Source organism: Pseudomonas sp. ICMP 8385 (assembly GCF_002699915.1).
GTDB classification, from domain to species: Bacteria; Pseudomonadota; Gammaproteobacteria; order Pseudomonadales; family Pseudomonadaceae; genus Aquipseudomonas; species Aquipseudomonas gessardii.
In genome coordinates this window covers 211,946-231,734 of record NZ_LKBY01000135.1, presented here as the reverse complement: position 1 = coordinate 231,734, position 19,789 = coordinate 211,946, and the positions used below count along the sequence as shown (strand labels likewise).

General features: G+C 52.4%; 18 protein-coding genes and 1 pseudogene. 7 read left to right on the top strand and 12 right to left on the bottom strand.

The window, feature by feature from the left end; genetic code table 11:
- Nucleotides 1-167: 167 nt before the first annotated feature.
- Nucleotides 168-1,373, top strand: a complete 1,206-nt coding sequence (locus tag AO268_RS27730) for a recombinase family protein (RefSeq protein ID WP_257154466.1) — start codon at nucleotides 168-170, stop codon at nucleotides 1,371-1,373.
- Nucleotides 1,374-1,438: 65 nt separating this feature from the next.
- On the opposite strand, the gene AO268_RS27725 is transcribed toward AO268_RS27730, so the two are convergent.
- On the bottom strand, nucleotides 1,439-1,936 hold the full coding sequence (locus AO268_RS27725; protein ID WP_099170490.1) for a DUF4468 domain-containing protein: 498 nt from the start codon (nucleotides 1,934-1,936) through the stop codon (nucleotides 1,439-1,441).
- A 318-nt stretch (nucleotides 1,937-2,254) separates the two neighbouring features.
- On the opposite strand from AO268_RS27725, the gene AO268_RS27720 reads away from it, so the two are divergent.
- Together AO268_RS27720 and AO268_RS27715 are read left to right on the top strand one after the other, a co-directional pair.
- Complete coding sequence (locus AO268_RS27720) at nucleotides 2,255-3,952, top strand: hypothetical protein (RefSeq protein WP_141562850.1); 1,698 nt, start codon at nucleotides 2,255-2,257, stop codon at nucleotides 3,950-3,952.
- A gap of 404 nt (nucleotides 3,953-4,356) precedes the next feature.
- Nucleotides 4,357-5,373 (top strand): replication initiation protein, encoded by a 1,017-nt coding sequence (locus AO268_RS27715; RefSeq protein WP_082461731.1) that lies wholly within the window; start codon nucleotides 4,357-4,359, stop codon nucleotides 5,371-5,373.
- Between the two features lie 144 nt (nucleotides 5,374-5,517).
- On the opposite strand, the gene AO268_RS27710 is transcribed toward AO268_RS27715, so the two are convergent.
- From AO268_RS27710 to AO268_RS27665, 10 genes and pseudogenes are all read right to left on the bottom strand, one after another.
- Nucleotides 5,518-6,057, bottom strand: coding sequence for a type 4 pilus major pilin (locus AO268_RS27710; RefSeq protein WP_082461735.1), 540 nt, complete (start codon nucleotides 6,055-6,057; stop codon nucleotides 5,518-5,520).
- Nucleotides 6,058-6,311: 254 nt separating this feature from the next.
- Entirely contained in the window at nucleotides 6,312-7,055 is a 744-nt protein-coding gene (locus tag AO268_RS27705) for a GIY-YIG nuclease family protein (protein WP_082461738.1), read from the bottom strand.
- Nucleotides 7,056-7,159: 104 nt separating this feature from the next.
- Nucleotides 7,160-9,376: pseudogene (locus AO268_RS27700) on the bottom strand (transporter substrate-binding domain-containing protein); the annotation flags it as partial.
- A gap of 8 nt (nucleotides 9,377-9,384) precedes the next feature.
- The gene (locus AO268_RS27695; RefSeq protein WP_099170486.1) at nucleotides 9,385-10,011 is read right to left on the bottom strand and encodes a response regulator transcription factor; all 627 of its coding nucleotides are present in this window, start codon (nucleotides 10,009-10,011) and stop codon (nucleotides 9,385-9,387) included.
- Nucleotides 10,012-10,365: 354 nt separating this feature from the next.
- A complete protein-coding gene (locus tag AO268_RS27690) occupies nucleotides 10,366-10,767 on the bottom strand; it encodes a response regulator (RefSeq protein WP_099170485.1) in 402 nt (133 codons plus the stop codon).
- 246 nt (nucleotides 10,768-11,013) lie between these two features.
- Nucleotides 11,014-12,345, bottom strand: a complete 1,332-nt coding sequence (locus AO268_RS27685; protein WP_099170484.1) for a deoxyguanosinetriphosphate triphosphohydrolase — start codon at nucleotides 12,343-12,345, stop codon at nucleotides 11,014-11,016.
- A gap of 72 nt (nucleotides 12,346-12,417) precedes the next feature.
- A complete protein-coding gene (locus tag AO268_RS27680) occupies nucleotides 12,418-13,581 on the bottom strand; it encodes an EAL domain-containing protein (protein ID WP_099170483.1) in 1,164 nt (387 codons plus the stop codon).
- Between the two features lie 109 nt (nucleotides 13,582-13,690).
- The gene (locus AO268_RS27675; RefSeq protein ID WP_099170482.1) at nucleotides 13,691-14,032 is read right to left on the bottom strand and encodes a hypothetical protein; all 342 of its coding nucleotides are present in this window, start codon (nucleotides 14,030-14,032) and stop codon (nucleotides 13,691-13,693) included.
- Nucleotides 14,029-14,415 (bottom strand): phage holin family protein, encoded by a 387-nt coding sequence (locus AO268_RS27670; RefSeq protein WP_029298076.1) that lies wholly within the window; start codon nucleotides 14,413-14,415, stop codon nucleotides 14,029-14,031. Before AO268_RS27670 ends, AO268_RS27675 begins: the two co-directional genes overlap by 4 nt.
- 2 nt (nucleotides 14,416-14,417) lie before the next feature.
- Nucleotides 14,418-14,732 carry a DUF883 family protein gene (locus AO268_RS27665; RefSeq protein WP_057439163.1) on the bottom strand — a complete coding sequence of 105 codons (315 nt, stop codon included), beginning with the start codon at nucleotides 14,730-14,732 and terminating at the stop codon, nucleotides 14,418-14,420.
- Between the two features lie 354 nt (nucleotides 14,733-15,086).
- On the opposite strand from AO268_RS27665, the gene AO268_RS27660 reads away from it, so the two are divergent.
- Nucleotides 15,087-16,295, top strand: a complete 1,209-nt coding sequence (locus AO268_RS27660) for an ammonium transporter (RefSeq protein WP_099170481.1) — start codon at nucleotides 15,087-15,089, stop codon at nucleotides 16,293-16,295.
- On the opposite strand, the gene AO268_RS27655 is transcribed toward AO268_RS27660, so the two are convergent.
- Nucleotides 16,282-18,012: a cation:proton antiporter gene (locus AO268_RS27655; protein WP_099170489.1), complete on the bottom strand. Its 1,731-nt coding sequence runs from the start codon at nucleotides 18,010-18,012 to the stop codon at nucleotides 16,282-16,284. The genes AO268_RS27660 and AO268_RS27655 overlap by 14 nt on opposite strands.
- Nucleotides 18,013-18,166: 154 nt before the next feature.
- On the opposite strand from AO268_RS27655, the gene AO268_RS27650 reads away from it, so the two are divergent.
- The 3 genes from AO268_RS27650 (at nucleotide 18,167) to AO268_RS27640 (ending at nucleotide 19,755) form a co-directional block, all read left to right on the top strand.
- Nucleotides 18,167-18,403 (top strand): glutaredoxin family protein, encoded by a 237-nt coding sequence (locus AO268_RS27650; protein WP_099170480.1) that lies wholly within the window; start codon nucleotides 18,167-18,169, stop codon nucleotides 18,401-18,403.
- 75 nt (nucleotides 18,404-18,478) lie between these two features.
- Nucleotides 18,479-18,814, top strand: a complete 336-nt coding sequence (locus tag AO268_RS27645) for a hypothetical protein (RefSeq protein WP_029298086.1) — start codon at nucleotides 18,479-18,481, stop codon at nucleotides 18,812-18,814.
- Nucleotides 18,815-18,864: 50 nt separating this feature from the next.
- On the top strand, nucleotides 18,865-19,755 hold the full coding sequence (locus tag AO268_RS27640; RefSeq protein WP_099170479.1) for a pseudouridine synthase: 891 nt from the start codon (nucleotides 18,865-18,867) through the stop codon (nucleotides 19,753-19,755).
- The last annotated feature ends 34 nt before the right edge of the window (nucleotides 19,756-19,789 follow it).

Below are 19,789 nucleotides of genomic sequence, written 5' to 3'. Positions count from 1 at the left end.
CTCGTCGAATTGATTGTTTTTTGATCATTTGGCGAGTTTAAAAGTTGCGCTAGGTGGTATGCCGGGGAAATACATGGCTACTTCAGACCATCCTTAGCAGGATGGGCGGGTATGACGCTCTTGAACTAATTATCTCTATCATTCAATCAGACTGTTCAATCTATACATTGTTTGACAATCGCTTATACTCAAAGCGAAAAAAAGACAGTAGCGTTGATATTAGCCTTATTCAAAACATCTTGGAAAGGGCAAATGACGAAAGCAAAGCAAAGTCAGAACGCATATCAGACGCAAAAGCCCGAAACCTAATCAAAGGCGAAAATGGCGGAGTAATAACTAGTCGCTGTCCGTTCTGGATTAGTTTTGCTGATGGTAAATTCGTCTTAAATGAACACGCAAATGCAGTTAAACGCATTACAGAGCTTTGCTTTGATATGGGCTTTCAATCAATTGCAAAAGAGCTTAATAATGAAAATCACCCAAGGAAATACACGGATAGCATTGTCGGAAAGGTTCTACATAAGCACGCAATTTATGGATCGTTTCTAGCGATGAAGCTTGATGAAAATGGAGACCGTACAGTTTTTAATAAGGAGATAAAAAGCTATTACCCTGCCGTTATCAGTGAGCCAGAGTTTCACCGAATTAGCGCAAAGCTCAAAGAGCGGCAAGATCCATCGCTTGCAGGTCGAAAAGCACAAGAATTCAGAAATATTTTGCGAGGTTTGGTTTTTTGCAAATGTGGTTCAACGTTTCGTTATCACGCACAAAAAAGTTTATACGTCGATTTGGTTTGTCATGCTTCGACAGTTGGGCAATGTTCTTATGCAAAGCCCGGCAAAGGCGTTAGGCATAGGTATGCTCTTGTAGAGTCAATATTTCTAGCATATCAATCCCTAATTCCATTTCACCAAATCATTGTCAAGACGGATGATATTAAAGCGCTTGAAAAAGAGCATGAAGAAATTTCCGGGCTAATAATCTTGAAAGAGAAAGCGTTAGGTAATAATTTCGCCATTCTCGAACAATCCTCCGAAAGTGCTCAAAAGTATATCTTGGGAAGGATTGATGAAGTGAGCCAAGAGCTAGACAAGCTTAAAGAAGATGAGCATAGATTAAACCTGAAAATCAGCTCAATGCATTTGGCGAGCAAGTCCGACTTTAATGTGATGGAGATTTACCGCCTATTGCTAACAGAGCGAGGACGCATAAAGATCAATAACTTTCTGCACTCACAGAAAATTAAGCTAATTATCAATCCAATAAAAAAGAAATTCTTTGAGCTTGATATTTATCACGCTGACAAACATTTAGATACTATTGATGTAACGCCGGACGGTTACACGGCTCGATATAAGCCTCATCTGAAATAACGCATACCCAGCCCTAAAAAGCACCCAATCAAGATTGGGCACCTTTTAGGGCTCCACCCATAAAATCAAAAATCGTTAAGCTTGTCGAGCTTGCCGTTACCGTTCAATGCGCTTTGCATTTCTTTACTGATATTATCGAACTGACCAACAATTTGTGGATAGTCGCGCTTGGGAGGTAATGTCCAACCACACACTGAAGGGTTAGGTGCTCCCGGCACTAGCGCCAGCTGGAGTCTTGCTCGCCCGTCTTTAGCAATGAAGTAGATGTCATAGTTAGAGTAACAGGGCATTCCGGTAATAACGAAGCTATCAATGCTTAATTTCCAGCTTGAAACTGCTTTGGCGATGATAGTCCCTCGCTCCTTATCTTCAACCCTAGAGATTACTTTGCTGTTATTATAGGTGATCGCGAGATAATCACTTGCGCGCGTGTATAACTCATCCTTGCTAATTCCGGGGACCGAGTAGTCATAAAGAAATTCTTTTTTTTCGGTAGTTATGGGGAGTTGGTCAGGCGGAGTCGTTACGCAAGCAGATAATGCTAGGGCGCAGGCAAGAAGCATTGTTTTTCTTATCATACTATTAACATCCATGGTCGTTATGTGATTCGTTAATTTTTGTGAGTAACTATGGAAAATATCATGTTGCCATCAACTCGTCAAAATATATTCACCAACAAAGTATGCAAGGTGAACAAGTCCAGCCAAAAGCACAGCCCCATACAAGTATGGGTAAGCTGAACAAGTCCAGCTTAAAAGCAAAAGCATTGATCCAAATGCTAATATTTATATAGGGTTTATTCTAACCCGTTGGGCTTACCACCACACTTTGCTTCGCAAAGACGCTTCGCTTGCGGTAGTAAGCACAGGTTCCTTGCCGGAATGGCAGAAGCTAAAAGCGCTCTACTCCAATATAACAATCAACATGAGGATAAAATGAATGGCAAAAAAATAACTTCAATGATATTCAAAACATTGAACTATACAAATGAGATTAAGAAAAAATCAACAAATGGGCACGGCGGTCGCCGTCAGTTATTCAAGAGTCTGCGCCACTCCCTGCGCATACCAGCAAGTCAGCCAAAAAAATTGGAATGGTTCGATGAGCAATCTCATCTTAACCTAATCTGGCTTCCTGAAACTGGCACAACCAGACTTGACGATTACCCGAAAGAACAGAGAGAAGCACTACTTGCAAAAATCACCGATGAGGCAGAAGCACCAACTGTCGTTAAGAATAATAGAGCCGAACTACTGGAAGCACGCACAAAACTAAAAAACAAAGTCAAGAACGCAAGCAAAAAAGAAACTGACGATGGAAGTATCCTCGCTTTTCAAAACATACTCAACGTCAAAGGCATTGCTGATACTGAACAGCTTTTATCTGACATTGCTTTGTTTGACATACAACGAAAAAACCAGAAACTCGATACAGTGCGAAAATTTCTTGAATGTCATAACGAGATTGAAAACGGTCCAAAGCCTCTCATAAGAAAAAACCAAGCAGTCATCCAAGAAGCATTTTTTAAATTCCCTTCTAAAAACGAAGTTTCAGGGGTTAGCGCAGAAGGTCGAATTGACTTAATCAAAGGTTTTTACCAGCAGGTATTTCCTGAATATCCTATTCATTTCATCGTTTTGCATGGTGATGAAGACGTTGATCTAACAGACCATAGCGACCATCCGCACTTATTCATTTCAACAAAGAGCAGTAAAACTGGGCGTTATGACTTGCGTGAAACGCAGATCAAAAAAGTTAATTCTTACCTAAAAAAGCATCGCCCAGGAACAGAACTGATTGGCGAGACGCCTGATTTTTTGGAGTCTCAATTATTGTTCGGGTATTTACAGGATATGTTTTACGCCTACACGAACAACAGACTATTGAAAAACACCTCTTACTATGCAAAAAAACACGAAAAGACCGAAGGGCACATGAACACACTCCGCTACATCAATGGCGAGGCTAAAAAGCCAAAATCAGAACGTGCGTTTAATCTCTATGAATTGGCAAAAATCAAAAGAGAGGAAGCGGAGAACGCTTTAAAACTTGCACAAGGACGAAAGCAGGAAACCACTCATTATGTCCATAAAGCCCAGCAATATGTTAAAGCTCAGTTGACCAAGGCAGAGGACGCCATAGAACGCCAGAGGCTTGCAGAGGAAGCAACAGCCGAGGAACGTGAACAAGCAGATGCTTATCGCAGGAAAACTCAAAACCACATCAAAAATATTGAGAGTAAAAGTGCCGAGTCAGACCGTATTCAAGGAGAAATAACGGCAAGGATTGCCGAGTTAAAGTTATTTAAAACCAACCTCGGTGATCTCATATCTGGTGTAGTTGGCTGGCTTGATGAATTATTCTATGAGAAACGTCAAGACATACAGGAAAAGGCTCTTGAACGAGCAAGACTGGCTTATTTAAGAATTCAGATAAACGATAGGACGGATGGTAGCGAATTTATAAATCAAGCTGATAGAGAAATAGACCAGCATTTGGAGGTGCTGGATGAACATCGTGAAGAACTTCCAGACCTTCCGATTTCATCAGAAATAAAGCGCAAAATAAAACCAAGGTAAATAAAACCATCATTAGATGGTTTTTCAATGCAGAAACATTAAAAAATAACTATTGGCATCTGCTTTATAGCAATTATTCGGCGCTAGAGCCCTTGGCAATAAATATAAAACCCCTAGCTATGACTAGGGGTTTTACGGGTTATTATGCGAGTGAGCCGATTCAAAGCTCTTATTCATCATAACATATTGAATTTCAATTTTTAGCTTATAAAAACAAAACCCCTTAAAATTTGCACTTTAAGGGGTAAATGTTATCTTGCTTGTAAGGAGTAGAAATTAGGAGCGACCAAGCCTATCAATTTCTACGTTCAACGCATTGTATATCCAATATACCATTTCAAGTTGATGTAGCAAGAGCCAGTCTCAAATTTTCCTCCTAAATAACTAAATAATTAGAGGGGAAAATGAACAATGCTCATTTAAGGCTTGAAAACACGCTTGAACAATATAAGTCAAAACTTCCACCAAAGCCTTATCACACTAACGATTACTACTTCGGCAAGAAGATAGGCGCATTAGATTTAGCTCTAAAATCAAACCATATTCAGCCGAATTCGTTGACTCATAAATATTTCATCATACTTGATTTAGATAGTGATATGAGCGTATTGGATTGGGCAGACAAAGGATTGCCAGCGCCACATTTGATTGTGAGGAATTTAGATAATGGTCGCTCACATATGACCTACATACTAAAAACGTCCATCAAAAACGACGTGACGGGGCTCCAAAAGCCTATAAAATACTTTTCCGATGTTGAGCATGGGCTTGCAGTAAGGGTCGGCGCAGATATGAACTATAATGGGCTTTTGACTAAAAACCCTTTTAAAGCGTCCTCCTATAAAGTCCTTTCCTATGAAGATACACCCTACGATCTCGACTATCTCAATGAGTTTGTTGATAAAGACCTTGTTAAAAAACAGAGAGCCGAAAAAAAGAAAAAGAAAATTGAAGACGGATTCGCCTCGGGTAGAAATTGTACACTGTTTGAAAATCTCCGTTTATGGGCATATTCAAATTGGCATAGGTGCCATCAAACAGAGTTACGCTCAAATATTCTTGAGCAAGCAATGGAATTTAATACATTTGAGTGCCAGTTAGGTACAAGAGAGGTTGAAACCATTGCGAATAGTGTCTATCGGTTTATTACTCGCCATTTCTCTATAGAGAGGCTTAACGAATTGAAAAGTGATAGGGCTAAGCAGTCAAGAAAAAAGAGTTCTGCAAATCTAATATATATCGATGGCAAGCCTTGGGAAGATGAAGGGATACCGAAAAGAACCTACTATTATCGGAAAGAGAATAATGTCGATGCAGACCGCTCAGTTGAGTCCCAAGATAAGCCTTGGGAGAAAATGAATATGAGCCGTAGAACGTATTATAGAAAGAAAAGCCAAGGATTGATTGAAATAAATTTTTAGTTTGGCACTAAAGTTGCACTTTTACTATATCAAGGATAATAGCCCCGTAGGGGGAGCAACTTGGCAGGGTATCTCCAATATACTCCCATAAATTTTCGGACAAACAAAAAGCCCAATCAAGGGCTTTGTTGTTTTGGCAGAGCATTAGGTATTCGAACCTAATCTAATAAACACAAGGTCGGTAACTTCACCTCCGTTATCTCCACATACACTCCCCACTTGAGATATGCTGTAAGTGCTATCGTATGTAGCCAGAGCTTTACCTTCGACAGTATCCCAGCCAACAGCCTTTTGTGCTCTAACTATATTTGAACACACTTCGCCAGAAGGCACGCCTGTATATGTCACAGTGAACCCGCTTGGGGTTTGCCCTGTTATTTCGATAGTCCCGCCGAAGACGTTGCTGATAACACCACTGCTACTTACTTTAACGCTTTTAGGAAAAACGCCCATTTTTAGAGCGAGCGCTTTATCTAGGTCTTTCGTATCTTCACTAGCGAAAAGTTGTTCTGTCTGAGAGAATATCGTAGATAGCTCCTTATTCACAGTTGATGAATTGCTGGCATTACGTGCATTTGAATAAAGAGCAAATATCCCTGCAACTACTGCTGCAAATATAGCAAACCATATCAAAGCTTCAATTAGGGTTAATCCGTTATTTTTGGATGAGTGTTTTAATTTCATATATATATTTAATGTTATTTGATTAATTTAACATATATTTTTCTTTAACTCAGGAATTGGACTTGACAGTTAGTAATCAAATGCTAAATTGATATTGTTTAGTGTTGTTATTAAACGCCAACTTATAGTTTGTTATGAGATTTTAAGTTGTTAAGAAAAAACCGCCTTCGGGCGGTTTTTCGTGTTTAATCTTTATTGGTCATTATTCGAGGTATTCGGTTTTGTTGCCAGAGGAATGATTGACACGACCTTGATCATCCCAGCCTTATAGAGCACGGTGAAAAAATACTAATGCGCAAACTTTCCAACTCCTTGTAGTTTTGTCTTATCCACTCTCGTAACGCACGCCCTCCCATTATCCTTGGTGTTCCATTGCTATTGGCTTTTCTGTTTATTACTCCTACAACTGGATCACTATATTTCCCCAGATAAATCTCTATGTTTTCTCCATCATCTCCGAACAACTTTGATTCCAGTATCGGAACGTTGAAAAAACCTTTCTCATAATAGGTAGAATGCAATATAAGTTGGAACTGTTTCTTTATTTTTGGTGCGACTTCCGCCCGCTCTATTTTTGGAGCTTCTAGCTCTTCACTTGCGAAATGGTTAGTCTGCCGACCATTCCATTCAGGATTTACAGTTTTTATAAGACTGTCTTCGAGTCCAGCAGCAAGATTCAGATGAAAGACTCCGTAATGCATAAGCCCATTGTCAGGCAGAACGTAAATATCAACAACTTCATCTTGGGATATAGAGCTCAAGATATTAGCATTATTTTTTATATTAGTTCTTTGAGTTTCAGAGGGTTTCTTATAACCATACATACGTTCTGCAATAGTTCTTGTTGTTTTTCCAATATATTTAACTTCATCATCTATAGCGAATGCGTAAAGAGCGTTTTTTTGACTGGCAGACTTGTTTAGTTCAAGTTTTAGCTCTTTGTTTTCGCTGAACCAATGACCAATTAATTCAAATCCTATCGCCCTCAACCTATCCATATTTAAAACGCTCCGAATCCGATCACTTTCTTAAATACAATATTCAATCATAGCAGTCCGTTGGACAGAAATGCAGGGACGTGTCAGAATTCTGAAATTCTACATATCGCCCCGTTCATTGCGTTCATGGGCGTGCGGATCTCATGGCTCATGGTCGCCAGGAACGTGCTTTTCGCGCGATTGGCCTCATCGGCGCGGTCCTTGGCGGCGCGCAGGTCATCGAACAATTGACGGCGTTCGCTGATGTCGATCCAGCCGCCGATGATGCCCTGGACCATACCCACGGAATCGCGGTACGGCAGGATCCAGTGATAGATCGTCAGGTGTTGCCCGCGAATATGCAGGGCGCGGTCAAGAATCAACGGCTTGCCCTCGGCCACCACCCGCAGATAGTCGGCATGGTACTGGTTGGCTTGCGTTTCGTTTTCCAGGCTGATCTGCATGACGCTCTTGCCGATGACCTCCTCGCGCTTGACGCCGAAGACCTGCAAGTAGCTGTCATTACAGGTCTGTAGCAAGCCATTGCGATCACGCACGTAGATTGGGTGAGGGGTTTCATTGACCAGGGCGCGCATGAATTCGTACTGGTCGCTCAGGGCCCGCTCCGCCATCTGCCGGTGCTTGATCTGCCGGCGCATGTAGCCGTTCCAGGCCAGTGAGGTGAGCAGCAGCAGCCCGGCGGCGCTGATGATCTGGATAATCAGGCGGTGGTAGTTGCGCCAGTAGCTATCGGAGGCGGCCGTGTAGCCACGCCAGCGGTTGTTGATGACCCCCAGTTCATCCGGTGCGATGCTGAGCAGGGCCTTGTCCAGGATGGAGGCCAGTTCGGTGGCGCTGCGTGACGTCGCCAGGGAAAAAGAAGCCAGTTGCGTGCCGATACTCGAGCTGATCTGCAATTGCCCCTGAAAAAAGTGGGAGGAGAGAAAGTAATTGGCGACCACCAACGAGTTGACGGCCCCCTCCACATGCCCCTGGGCCAGCATTTCCGAGGCCTTGAAGGTATCGCTGGCCTGCACCAGGATGATCTGTGGAAAGGCCTGGCGCAGGTAGTCCACCAGGGGATTGCCTTCGGTGATCGCCAGTTTTTTCCCGGCCAGTTGTTCAAGGTTCGAGGGCGCTCCAGGCTCCTTGCGCGTCAGCAGGACATAGGAATTCTGCAGGTAGGGGCGGGTGAAATTGAGCTTGGTTTCGCGTTCGTGGCTTGGACTGATGGCGGCAATGATGTCGGCGCTGCCGTTTTCGACCTGCTCGATCATCTGGTTGACGCTACGGGTGTGCTGGAACACCAGGCGCAAGCCCGTACGTAGCCGGATCAACTCCAGCAGGTCGGCGGTCATGCCCCGCAACTGGCCATCTGAATCGACGAACGTCAGTGGTGCGAAGGTTTCGTTGATGACCACTTTCACCACCGGGTGGTCCTTGAGCCAGCGTTCTTCCCGTTGGGTCAACTGCAACTTGTGGTCGGTCAGCAGGATATCGCTGCCTGCACTCCAGCGTTGGGCGATGTTTTCCCGCTCATAGGTCCCGACCCCGGCGAGGACCGTATCGACGATGCCCAGCAGGATTGGCTGGTCGCGGTGTACGGCAAAGCTGAAGCCATACGCTTCGTGCTTGCCGAAATTGGCCATGCGGATGTTCTTCAGGTAGCCCTTGTTGATCATGTAATGGGTGGAAATGGTATCGCCGAGAAACACGTCGGCCTGGTCGAAGGCCACGGCGTTCAGCGCATTCAAATAGGACGGATGGACCTGGATGATCGCATTGGGGTACAGCGCCTCGACTTCCTTCAGCGGCAGGTAGTGGTAGACAAGGCTCAAGCGCATGCCCGCCAGCCCGTCATTGAGCGGGCGGGTTTCTGCGTCACGGGTGACCAGCACCGGCTGGTCGACCGCGTAGGGCGTTGACAGGACGATGTCGGCGTTGCTCGCTTCAAATCCGTTGGCGCTGCCCAGCAAATCGATTTCCCCGTCCTCCAGCGCCTGGATTGCCGCCTCCCGCGAGGGGTAGCGCATCACCGTGACGGGCAATGCCAGGGCTTTGGCCAGGATCCCCGCGTAATCGGCAGTAATACCTTCATAGTCATGACCGCTGGCGGTGATGTCGAAAGGCGGGTAGTCGGGTGTCGAGGTTCCCAACACCAGTTCGCGTTTGTTTTGTAGCCATTGGCGCTGCGTGGGGTTCAGTTGGGTGTCCAACTGAACGATACCGGCACGACTCAGCAGTGAGTAGCGTTCTGGAGCGGTTTGAGTGGCTGGCACGGCTGTACTCAAGCACAGCCCGGTACTCAAAATGATTAGATAGTCCTTTAAACGCCTTGGCATCCTGTTTCTCACACTAACGCGTTGCGTTTTGCCATCTCGATAAGTTCTACCAAGGACTTGGCCTTAAGTTTTTGCATCAGTCGTTTTTTATAAGTGCTGACAGTTTTGTTACTGAGAAACATACCTTTGGCAATTTCCTTATTTGTACGACCTTGTGCAAAAAGTTGTAAGACCATAAGTTCACGGTCATTGACTGACTTGAAAAGACTCAATTCTTCATTTTCGCAGGAGTCGGAACCTGTGGTATTCAAGGCCTGGCTTGGAAAATAGTTGTAACCTGAAAGTACAGCTCTGATGGCACTTAGCAGTTCACTCAGGTCACCTTCTTTGCAGACATAGCCATCGGCACCTGAACGCATGCAGCGTGTGGCAAAAAGTGTTGGAGACTGTGCCGTCAGGATCAGGGTTTTCATGGGCGTACTCATTGCGTTGAACCTGCAGAGAACCTCCAGCCCGTCGAGTTTTGGAATACTGATGTCAAGTATGATGAGATCTGGAAGGCACTCGCGGACCATTTGTATTGCATCACAACCGTTATCTGTTTCACCGACTACTTTGTAACCTTCATGTTCCAGCAACATTCGGATTGCAAGTCGAATAACCGGGTGGTCGTCAATAATAAAAACTGTATTCATGAGCCAATTCCATACTAGTGCAAATAAGCGCGCACATTAGCTCAGAAGGTAGGGCAGGAGCATGAAGGGAAGGCTGAGTAGATATAAAACAGGAAAATTCCTACGACTAAAAAGGTATTGGACTACAATGCATTGAGGCTTTATTGACCGAGATGTAAGCGTTTTTTGGGTGAAAGGTTTAAAAGTTGCGCAGTGTTATTTGCGAGTTGGATGAGGGTGATATTTCATTTGCAGGCGCGTTTAATGTCCTACGTTTAAAGTTGAAAAGTTACCAGGGCAATCAACAGTGCCCTGGTGCAGTGAGGCGCTTCAGGTTTATCAGGCGGTTTCGGCTCATGTGCAAGGTCGTACTCTTTAATCGTGGGCAAGCCCTGATTGGTTGATCAACTCGATCCAGGCTTCCTTATTCAAGGGCTTAGCCAAATATCCAAGCAGGCGCAAGTCGCGTTGTATTGCCAGGGTTTTCAGATGTTCCAGTTCGGGGGCGGGCAACCCACTTAGCAATACAGCACTTTTGATAAAGCCTGCATGGCTGGCGATCTCCACCAGCTCCAGCCCGGTGAGGTCGGGCAGGCATTGATCGCATAACATGAGATCGAAGGGGGCTTCGTTTGTTCTCATCAACTTGATCGCCTGCTCGGCATTCTCGGCAGGTGTCAGTTGGTTGAAGCCGAAACTCTTGAGCAGGCACTGAATGGCCAGGAGTTGGAAAGGGTGATCTTCCACCAGCAGGATGCGCAATTGTCGTTCGGGCATAGGAAGTTCCGTGGAAGTAGCTGCAGCCGGAAAAATGCCAGCCAGTGCCGGTGTCTGTTTGCCCTGTGAGCCAGGCGCTGGCTATCGTGGGTTTGGGTGAATGTAGGAGCTGATCGCTGGGGTGGATAAGAGAGGGGTGATTATTCATCGGGTGTTGGGGCGAATTCGATCAGGCTGCTCTGGTGCCCGCGTAGGTCGATTCTTTGAGGCAAGCGTCCAGGCAGGAAAACCTGCCTGGACCATGGGTCACTGAGGGTGTGAACGCCCGGTCATTTCCCGGGCCATCTCGCTGGCGTAGCTGTCGGTCATGCCGGCGATGAAGTCGATCATACGCAGGAACGAGCGATGCAGCGGCCAATCGGGATGGGGGGCGCTGTTGCCCAGCAGATCCAGGACGCGACGGTTCTTGAAGGAGGGGGTACGCCCGCCATGTTGCTCCAGGGCCGCGCCGCAGAAGGTGTTCAGGAGGATCTCCAGGGTGGTGTAGGCGCCGATCTCATGCAGGGTCTTGCGCTTGTCCTGGAAGATTTTCTTGCGCGCCATGTCTTTGGCATTCAGTACACAACGCTTGGCCGGGCCATGCATATGTTCCACCAGGTCACCTTGCAGGGTCCCGGCCAGCAGCGCCGGCTGTTGCTCGACGAACGCCCGTGCGGCGGCGTTGGTCAGGTGCTCGATGGCCTTGCCTCGCAGGATCGCGAGTTTGCGTCGCCTGGAGTCCTGGGGCCCCAGTTGCCGGTAGGTTTCCGGCAAGTCATCGCCGACCAGGTTCAACAGCAGGGACTCGACCTCGGCGTACTCCAGCAAGTCCATTTCCAGGCCATCTTCCAGATCGATCAGGGCGTAGCAGATATCGTCGGCCGCCTCCATCAGGTAGACCAGTGGGTGGCGCGCCCAGCGTTGTTCCTCAAGTTGTGGCAGGCCGAGTTTGTGGGCGATCTGTTCAAGGATCGGCAGCTCGCTCTGGTAGCAGCCGAACTTGTGTTTCTTGTAGCCCAGGGAGTCGGCGTGGCGCGCGGTCCAGGGGTACTTCAGGTAAGTGCCCAGGGTGGCGTAGGTCAGGCGGGTGCCACCGTCAAACTGGTGGTATTCCAGTTGTGTCAGCACGCGAAACCCTTGCGCGTTGCCTTCAAAGTTGAGGAAGTCATTGCGCTCGGCGCTGCTCATATCATCCAGCCAGCCACGGCCGGCTGCCTGCTGGAACCAGTGGCGGATCGCATCTTCGCCGGAGTGGCCAAACGGGGGATTGCCGATGTCGTGGGCCAGGCAGGCCGATTGCACCACCATGCCCAGGTCGCTGGGGTCGCACCAGTCGGGCAGGGCGCTGCGAATGGTCTCGCCGACGCGCATCCCCAGGGAGCGTCCCACGCAACTGACTTCCAGCGAGTGGGTCAGCCGGGTATGGATATGGTCGTTGCTGGTCACCGGATGGACCTGGGTCTTGCGGCCCAGGCGGCGAAAGGCCCCGGAGAAGATGATCCGGTCATGGTCTTTGTGAAACGGGCTGCGGCCCAGCTCTTGCGGGCTGTGCAGGGTTTTTCCAAGGCGTTCGCGGGTAAGCAGGGTAGGCCAATCCAAGGCGGGGGCGCTCCGTGGGATGAATGTCGGCCTCCAGCTTCCCGGTTCGGCGTGCCGGGAGCAAGCGAAAAACTATAGGCCGGCGGCGTCAAGATCGATTAACAGCAAGCGCTGGCCGTTATCGAAGAATTGTCCTGCCGTCAGGCAGTATTGATTGGTCGTGGCATCGCGGTAGGTGTTGGAGAGAATCAGGCGGCGCTCTTCCCAGCCTTCGGCCAGCAGATGATAGAAGTAAGGGCGCCATGACCAGTTGTGGCCCAGGTAGCGGCTGTCAGCGTGCCAGGCATCCTGGCGCCATTCAAAGTTGGGGGTCAGTTGGGTGCCATGGCGATCGCACTGATAGAACCGCAGTAACCGGGGAAAGCCCGGCAGCTGTGGCAATTGCGTGAGCGGTGCGTGGGCCTGCGCCCAGCCTTGCAGGATCTGCATCAGCTCGATCAGTGGCTGGCGCAGCAGCATGATCCGCCCACGCTCCGCCAGTTTCTGCTGGACATAGGCCTGGCGCAGTACGGCGAAACGCGGGACAAAGGCGTCGCTGGCGAACCAGTCCAGTTGCGCCTGGGCAAACAGGTAGCCCTGGACATAACGCGCGCCACATTCAAGGGCAAAGCGCAGTTGCGCTTCGGTTTCCACGCCTTCGGCAATGATCCAGCACCCGGTTTTTTCCGCCATTTGCGCCAGGGCGCGTACCACCTCGCCGCTCGGGCCACCCAGGGCTGCGGCCTGGAACAGGCGCATATCCAGCTTGAGGATATCCGGGCGCAGGGCCAGGACCCGATCCAACTGCGAGTACCCGGCACCAAAGTCATCAATGGCAATCCGTGCCCCCGCCTCGCGGTAGCGGGCGACGACCTCGGCCAGGCGCTGGCTGTTGCCGCCCAGTTCGGTGATCTCAAACACGATGCGTTTTGGATCGACGCCATGGGCCTGCAACTGTTTCAGGCTGGGTAGCGGTTGCCCCGGTCGTAGCAGGGTGATCCAGCGCGGCGAGATATTGAGGCTCAGGAACCAGTCTTCAGGCGCTTCATGCAGGCGGCTCAGGGCATTGTCGCGCAGCGTGCGGTCGAGGCGGCGTAGCGCCGGGGTGGGCGTGCGCGTATCGGCGAACAATGGGCCCACCGAAAGCAATTGCCCATCTGCCTGGAGTAGGCGGCCCAGTGCTTCGACTCCGGCAATGCGGCCGGTGGCGGTGTCGATAAAGGGTTGGAAACAGGCGAGCGGTTGCCCGTCAATCACAGAGCCTCCTTAGGGTACATCGCATAGGAAATAGTCGACATAAAAAAGGCCCGGCTCCTCTAGGGAAGGAGCCGGGCCTGATCCGTTTGCAAGAATGCAGCCAGTTGCGTCAGGACTTGCGGGTGGCACCCTGCATGGCGAGCTTGATCAACGGGATCAGGCCCGCACCGAGTCGCACCAGGCGGGTCATGGTGCCAATGCCGCCGCCCTTGGCGCCTTTGCCGGTGAAAAATCCCAGCAGGGTCACTGCGGCGACGCCCCACAGCGGCGCATGCTTGAGCCCGAACCCGTCCTGCCAGCTTTGGCCCATGTTGCGCACCTTTTGCAAGGGCAGCAGCAGTTGCTGGGATTCGTGGCGAATTTCCTGGCGATGCATTTCCATGCGCAGGCGGATCAAGGCCTTGCGCATTTCCCGCCGGGAGTTGGTTTGCGGCAGTTCAGTCAGGCTCATGGCAGCAGGCGCTCCCGGTCGTTGGCCAGCTCTTCGAGGGTGGCGTGGAAAGGCGTGGACTCATCGAACACCGCGGCCTTCAAGCGTAACCCGCAGAACGCTGCGGCCAGCACGTAAAACACGCAGAGGCTGATGATCCCGGTCAGGCGATAGGTATCCCAGACCAGGATCATGACCAGTGCCGATAGCCCCACCAGCAGCAACAGGGCGAACACCAGCGCCAGCCCGGCAAACAGCAGCAGGCTGACGGTGCGTGCCTTCTGTTCCTGCAACTCGATGCCGAACAGTTCGACATGGCTATGCAGCAAGCCCAGGACAGCCGCGCCGAGGCGCCGCGATGTGGAGCTTGGGCCCGAGGACGAGCCGGTTTCGCCGATAGACATGATTAGCGCCTTGTAGCCAGCAGGCCGATCAGAAAGCCCACGCCGGCAGCGATGCCAACGGATTGCCAAGGATTGGCCTGTACATAGTCTTCGGTGGCGGTGACCGCCGCCTTGCCGCGCTCGCGCAGGGAGTCTTCGGTCAACTTCAGGGTTTCCCGGGCCTGCAGCAGGCTGTCGTGGATCTTCGAGCGCAGTTCATCAGCCTGGTCACCGGCCAGAATCGCGGTGTCGTCCAGCAGCTTTTCGGTATCGCTGACCAGGGTCTGGAAATCTTCCATCAGTATTTCTTGAGCAGTCTTTGCCGATTTTCTGGCCATGGTTATCTCCGTGAGTGGCTGTCTGGTGCTTTTACAGGGTTTTGCTTGAGAGTCACCGGCATTGGTGAAGGTTCACTGCAATTGTCTGGTACAGCTTTTGCTTTGCCTTGGTGCGCCAGCCGCAAGGCTTGCGCGCAATGTGGGCGGTTTTCGCCAAAGCCTTGGAAAACCTTACCCTAAATCCCTGAAACCCGTGGAAAAACCCGCAAGTCACTGCCTTCTGCAACGGTCGTCGCGCCAAAGCGGTTCATACCCTCTGAAGAAGGGTGGAACGCGCGGTGCCAATTTAGTGCGCGATCGTTGGGCGATGAACTGCTTTGGTGCTTTTCCTGAACTGTAGGCCTGCCAATCCCCATGGAAAATGTGCAAAGCGCGGTGGACACCCTGGTCCACAGCTCCAATACGCTGTTTATTTTGATCGGCGCGGTGATGGTCCTGGCGATGCATGCCGGCTTCGCGTTTCTGGAAGTCGGTACGGTGCGGCAAAAGAACCAGGTCAACGCGTTGTCGAAAATCCTCAGTGATTTTGCGGTCTCGACCCTGGCCTATTTCTTTATAGGCTATTGGATCTCCTATGGGGTCAGCTTTATGCAGCCGGCCGCAGTGCTCAGTGCCGACCACGGTTATGGCCTGGTGAAGTTCTTTTTTCTGCTGACCTTCGCGGCAGCCATCCCGGCGATCATCTCCGGGGGCATTGCCGAGCGGGCTCGCTTTGCTCCACAACTGTGCGCCACGGCGTTGATCGTGGCGTTTATCTACCCGTTTTTCGAGGGCATGGTGTGGAATGGCAACTTCGGTCTGCAAGCCTGGTTGTTGGCGACCTTTGGTGCGACGTTCCATGACTTTGCCGGCTCTGTGGTGGTGCACGCCATGGGGGGCTGGCTGGCATTGGCGGCGGTGTTGCTGCTGGGGCCGCGCCAGGGTCGCTATCGCGATGGGCGGCTGGTGGCGTTCGCGCCGTCGAGCATTCCGTTCTTGGCGCTGGGTTCGTGGATATTGATCGTCGGCTGGTTCGGTTTCAACGTGATGAGTGCGCAGACCCTGCCCGGGGTGAGCGGGCTGGTGGCGGTCAACTCGTTGATGGCCATGGTGGGCGGCACCGTGGCGGCGCTGGTGATTGGGCGTAATGACCCAGGCTTCTTGCATAACGGCCCGTTGGCCGGGCTGGTGGCGATCTGTGCGGGTTCCGACTTGATGCATCCTGTTGGCGCGCTGGTCACCGGGGTGGTGGCCGGTGGCTTGTTCGTGTGGTGCTTTATTGCCGCCCAGGCGCGTTGGAAGATCGATGATGTGCTGGGTGTCTGGCCCCTGCATGGCTTGTGCGGGGTGTGGGGCGGGATTGCCTGCGGGATCTTCGGCCAGGCCGCCCTGGGTGGGCTGGGCGGCGTGAGCCTGATCAGCCAGTTGATCGGCACCGCCCTGGGAGTGGTGGTGGCCCTGGCGGGCGGGTTGCTGGTGTACGGCGTGCTCAAGCGCCTCTGCGGCCTGCGCTTGAGCCAGGAACAGGAGTACTACGGCGCGGACTTGTCGATCCATAAGATTGGCGCTGTCAGTCAGGATTGATCGGGGCTGCACGGTTGTCGTCGGTGTGCTGGTAGAAACCGTGGAGCAAGCGGTAGCGGTTGCGCCGTACTTCATCGACGCGGTCGCGCACCTGCTGGTCGGGCAGGCCGAGCATGATCATTGCGTGCGAGGCGAGCATCAGGCTCGACTCCAGTAGTTCGGGCACCACCTCGCTGGCCCCGGCGGCCTTCAGTTCAGTCAACTGGCTGTCGTCGCGGGTGCGCACCAGGATCGGCACTTTGTGGTTGATCCGCCGTGCTTCCTTGAGCACCACCAGGGCCACGTCGCTATTGTCCACGGCAATCACCACCAGGCGTGCGCGCTCCAGGCCGACCGCGCTGAGCAGGGCGCCACGCCGGCAATCGCCATAATGCACGCTGCTGTCCTCGGTGGCGGCTTCCTGCACCCGTTCAGGGTCATCGTCCAGGGCAATGAACGCCTGTTGTTCACGGCGCAGGAAGCGCCCGATGGATTGCCCGACCCGGCCATAACCGCAGATCAGCACATGCCCGCGCAGTTCGGCGTTGAGCGCGGTGATTGCCTCCAGCTGCACTTGCTGGTTGGGCTTGCGATGCAGGCGCAGTGCAATAGCGGGGGCGGCGCGCAGCAGCAGGGGCGTCAGCAGCATGGAGCAGAACGTCGCCGCCAGCAGCAGGCTGCTGATTTCGCCTGGCAGCATGTTGCTCAATTGCATCTGCGCCATCAGCGCAAAGCAGAACTCACCGCCCTGGGCCAGGGCCAGGCCACTGCGCCAGGCGGTTTCGCTGTCGCTGCCGCGCAGCTTGACCAGCGCGGCGACAATGCAGCCCTTGATCAGCATCAGCGCCAGGGTCAGGCCAAGGATCTGCAGGCTGTGGCTGATAAACAGCTGCAAGTCGATCAACATGCCGATGCTGACAAAAAACAGCCCCAGCAGGATGTCGCGAAACGGGCGGATATCCGCTTCGATCTGGTGCCGGTAATGACTTTCGCCCAGCAGCATGCCCGCCAGGAATGCGCCGAGGGCTGGCGACAGGCCCAGCAGGTGTGTGAGCCAGGCCGTGAGCAACACGATCACCAGGGCCAGCAGCACGAACAGTTCCGCCGAATGCGAGGCGGCCACTTCGTGGAACAGGCGCGGCAGCAGCCAACGGCTTGCAAGCAGGAGGCCGAGGAACAGCACCACGGTCTTGCCCAGGGTCAGCGGCAGAGCCCAGTACCAGGCCTGCTCGCTGCTGCCGGCGAACACCGGCACCAGGGTCAGCAACAGCACCGCGACCACGTCCTGGAACAACAGCACGCCAATCGCGTTCTGCCCATGGCTGCTGAAGATCTCCCCCAGGCTGGTCAACTCCTTGCTCACAATGGCGGTGGATGACAGGGCCAGCCCGGCCCCCAGCAGCAACGCGGCCACCGGCGACATGCCCATCAACAGCAGCAAGGCGCCCAGCACGATGGCGCAGCACAGCACCTGCAGGCTGCCGAGGCCAAACACCACCCGGCGCAGGCTGAGCATCTTGGACAGGGAGAACTCCAGGCCCAGGGAAAACAGCAGGAACACCACCCCCAGTTCGGCGAGGTCGGGCAGGTCTTCGCTGTCATTGACCCAGTCCAGGGCCGTTGGCCCGACGGCCAGGCCCACGCACAGGTAGCCGAGCACCGGCGGCAGTTGCAGCCGGCGGAACAGCGCAATGACGACCAGGGATGAGGCAAGAATGATCAGCAGGTTGGCAAACACAGACATCTCCGTCGGGGTGTTGCAGGAAAAAAGCCGCGAGAATCGCTGAATCAGTTATAGGCCATGCTGATCTGGATCAGGTCTTTGGCATGACTCGACGAGGTTTTTCCCGCGGCCTAGAATGGTGACCTGTTTCTTATCGGGTCTGTACGCCATGCTTCCTGAATGCCAGTTGTTCGGCACCCTGGGCTGCCATCTGTGTGAGTTTGCCGAAGCGCAAATCATGCCGTTGGTCGAACACGGGCTGATGGTCGAGTTGGTGGATATCGCCGATTCGCAAGCGCTGTTCGACGCCTATGGCCTAAGCATTCCGGTACTGCGCCGGGTGGATACCGGGGCGGAACTGGGCTGGCCGTTCGACACGGAACAGGTCGTTGCCTTTCTAATCTAGCGCCAACCCATGGCAGGTTGCTGATTATTCGGTTACTGTATGTTTGTACAGCTATTTGAGTGAGAGGGAACGCCCGTGGTGAATGTCGAACAACTGAAAAGCAGCGTCAACCGCATGTCCGTAGATATCGTGCGCGATGCGGTGAATGAGCTGCGCCTCGATGGCCTGGTCACGGAAGGCAAGACGCCGTTCAACAAAGTGCATTTCAACACCTGCTTTGCCGAAATCGAAGCGTTGTTCCAGCGCGCCGGTTATCACAAGCAACTGGACGTGGTGGGCTATCAGGGCCTGTTGTATGCGTTGTACGACCCTGGCCGCTGGGAGGCGGTGGATGTACTGCGCTGGCTCAAGGAGTTCACCGAGGCGGCCAGTGCCTCGCCGGTACTGCGGGCCGAATTGGTCAGGGCTTGAGATTCTGGGGGATAATGCCTCCTTAGTCTTTCCAGGCCTTGAGTGTACGCATGTCCGATACCGGTTTTTCCGCTGCCCAGAACCAAGCCAGTACCTTGTACCTGCCGCCTGGCCCCTGGGTGACGGTGCTCGATTGCCTGTGCGGGCACTTTCGCGCCATCGGCCGCGCGCAGTGGCTGGACCGCATCGCCCGTGGCCGGGTGCTGGATGGCAATGGCCAGCCCATTGCCGTGGACCTGGCCTACAAGGAAGGTTTGCGCATCCACTACTTTCGCGAAGTGCCGGATGAAAAGCCGATCCCGGTGCAGGAGAGCATCCTGTACGCCGACGAGCATCTGGTGGTGGCCGACAAGCCGCACTTCCTGCCAGTGACGCCTGCCGGCGAGTATGTCGAGCAGACGCTGTTGCGCCGTCTGATCCGCCGCCTGGATAACCCGTCGCTGGTGCCGCTGCATCGCATTGATCGCCATACTGCCGGGCTGGTGCTGTTCTCGGCCAACCCGCAAAGCCGTTCGGCGTATCAGCAACTGTTCCCCACCCGCCAGATCGATAAAATCTACGAGGCCATTGCCCCGGCCTTGCCCGCGCTGACCTTCCCGCGGGTGCACAAGAGCCGCCTGGTGGATGGCGAACCGTTCTTCCGCATGCAGGAGGGGCCCGGGGCGAGCAACACGGAAACGGCGGTGCAGGTGCGCGAGAAAAACGGTGACCTGTGGCGCTATGGCCTGTTTCCGGTGACGGGCAAGAAGCATCAACTGCGTGTGCATATGACGGCGCTGGGCGCGAGCATCTGCAATGACCCGTTTTATCCCCAGGTTATCAAGGATGCTGTGGACGACTACGCCAACCCGCTCAAGTTGCTGGCCCAGGGCGTACGTTTTGTCGACCCGGTGACCGGCGAACAGCGCAGCTTCAACAGCAGGATCGTGCTGGATTGGTGATATTTCCCACGCGCCAGATGCAACAAAGCCCGCT

What these genes read in the sequence shown, in the direction of transcription:
- AO268_RS27725 (WP_099170490.1), bottom strand. Translation starts at nt 1,936, where the DNA reads ATGCTTCTTGCCTGCGCCCTAGCATTATCTGCTTGCGTAACGACTCCG.
- AO268_RS27720 (WP_141562850.1), top strand. Translation starts at nt 2,255, where the DNA reads ATGGCAGAAGCTAAAAGCGCTCTACTCCAATATAACAATCAACATGAG.
- AO268_RS27715 (WP_082461731.1), top strand. Translation starts at nt 4,357, where the DNA reads ATGAACAATGCTCATTTAAGGCTTGAAAACACGCTTGAACAATATAAG.
- AO268_RS27710 (WP_082461735.1), bottom strand. Translation starts at nt 6,057, where the DNA reads ATGAAATTAAAACACTCATCCAAAAATAACGGATTAACCCTAATTGAA.
- AO268_RS27705 (WP_082461738.1), bottom strand. Translation starts at nt 7,055, where the DNA reads ATGGATAGGTTGAGGGCGATAGGATTTGAATTAATTGGTCATTGGTTC.
- AO268_RS27695 (WP_099170486.1), bottom strand. Translation starts at nt 10,011, where the DNA reads ATGAATACAGTTTTTATTATTGACGACCACCCGGTTATTCGACTTGCA.
- AO268_RS27690 (WP_099170485.1), bottom strand. Translation starts at nt 10,767, where the DNA reads ATGCCCGAACGACAATTGCGCATCCTGCTGGTGGAAGATCACCCTTTC.
- AO268_RS27675 (WP_099170482.1), bottom strand. Translation starts at nt 14,032, where the DNA reads ATGAGCCTGACTGAACTGCCGCAAACCAACTCCCGGCGGGAAATGCGC.
- AO268_RS27670 (WP_029298076.1), bottom strand. Translation starts at nt 14,415, where the DNA reads ATGTCTATCGGCGAAACCGGCTCGTCCTCGGGCCCAAGCTCCACATCG.
- AO268_RS27665 (WP_057439163.1), bottom strand. Translation starts at nt 14,732, where the DNA reads ATGGCCAGAAAATCGGCAAAGACTGCTCAAGAAATACTGATGGAAGAT.
- AO268_RS27660 (WP_099170481.1), top strand. Translation starts at nt 15,087, where the DNA reads ATGGAAAATGTGCAAAGCGCGGTGGACACCCTGGTCCACAGCTCCAAT.
- AO268_RS27650 (WP_099170480.1), top strand. Translation starts at nt 18,167, where the DNA reads ATGCTTCCTGAATGCCAGTTGTTCGGCACCCTGGGCTGCCATCTGTGT.
- AO268_RS27640 (WP_099170479.1), top strand. Translation starts at nt 18,865, where the DNA reads ATGTCCGATACCGGTTTTTCCGCTGCCCAGAACCAAGCCAGTACCTTG.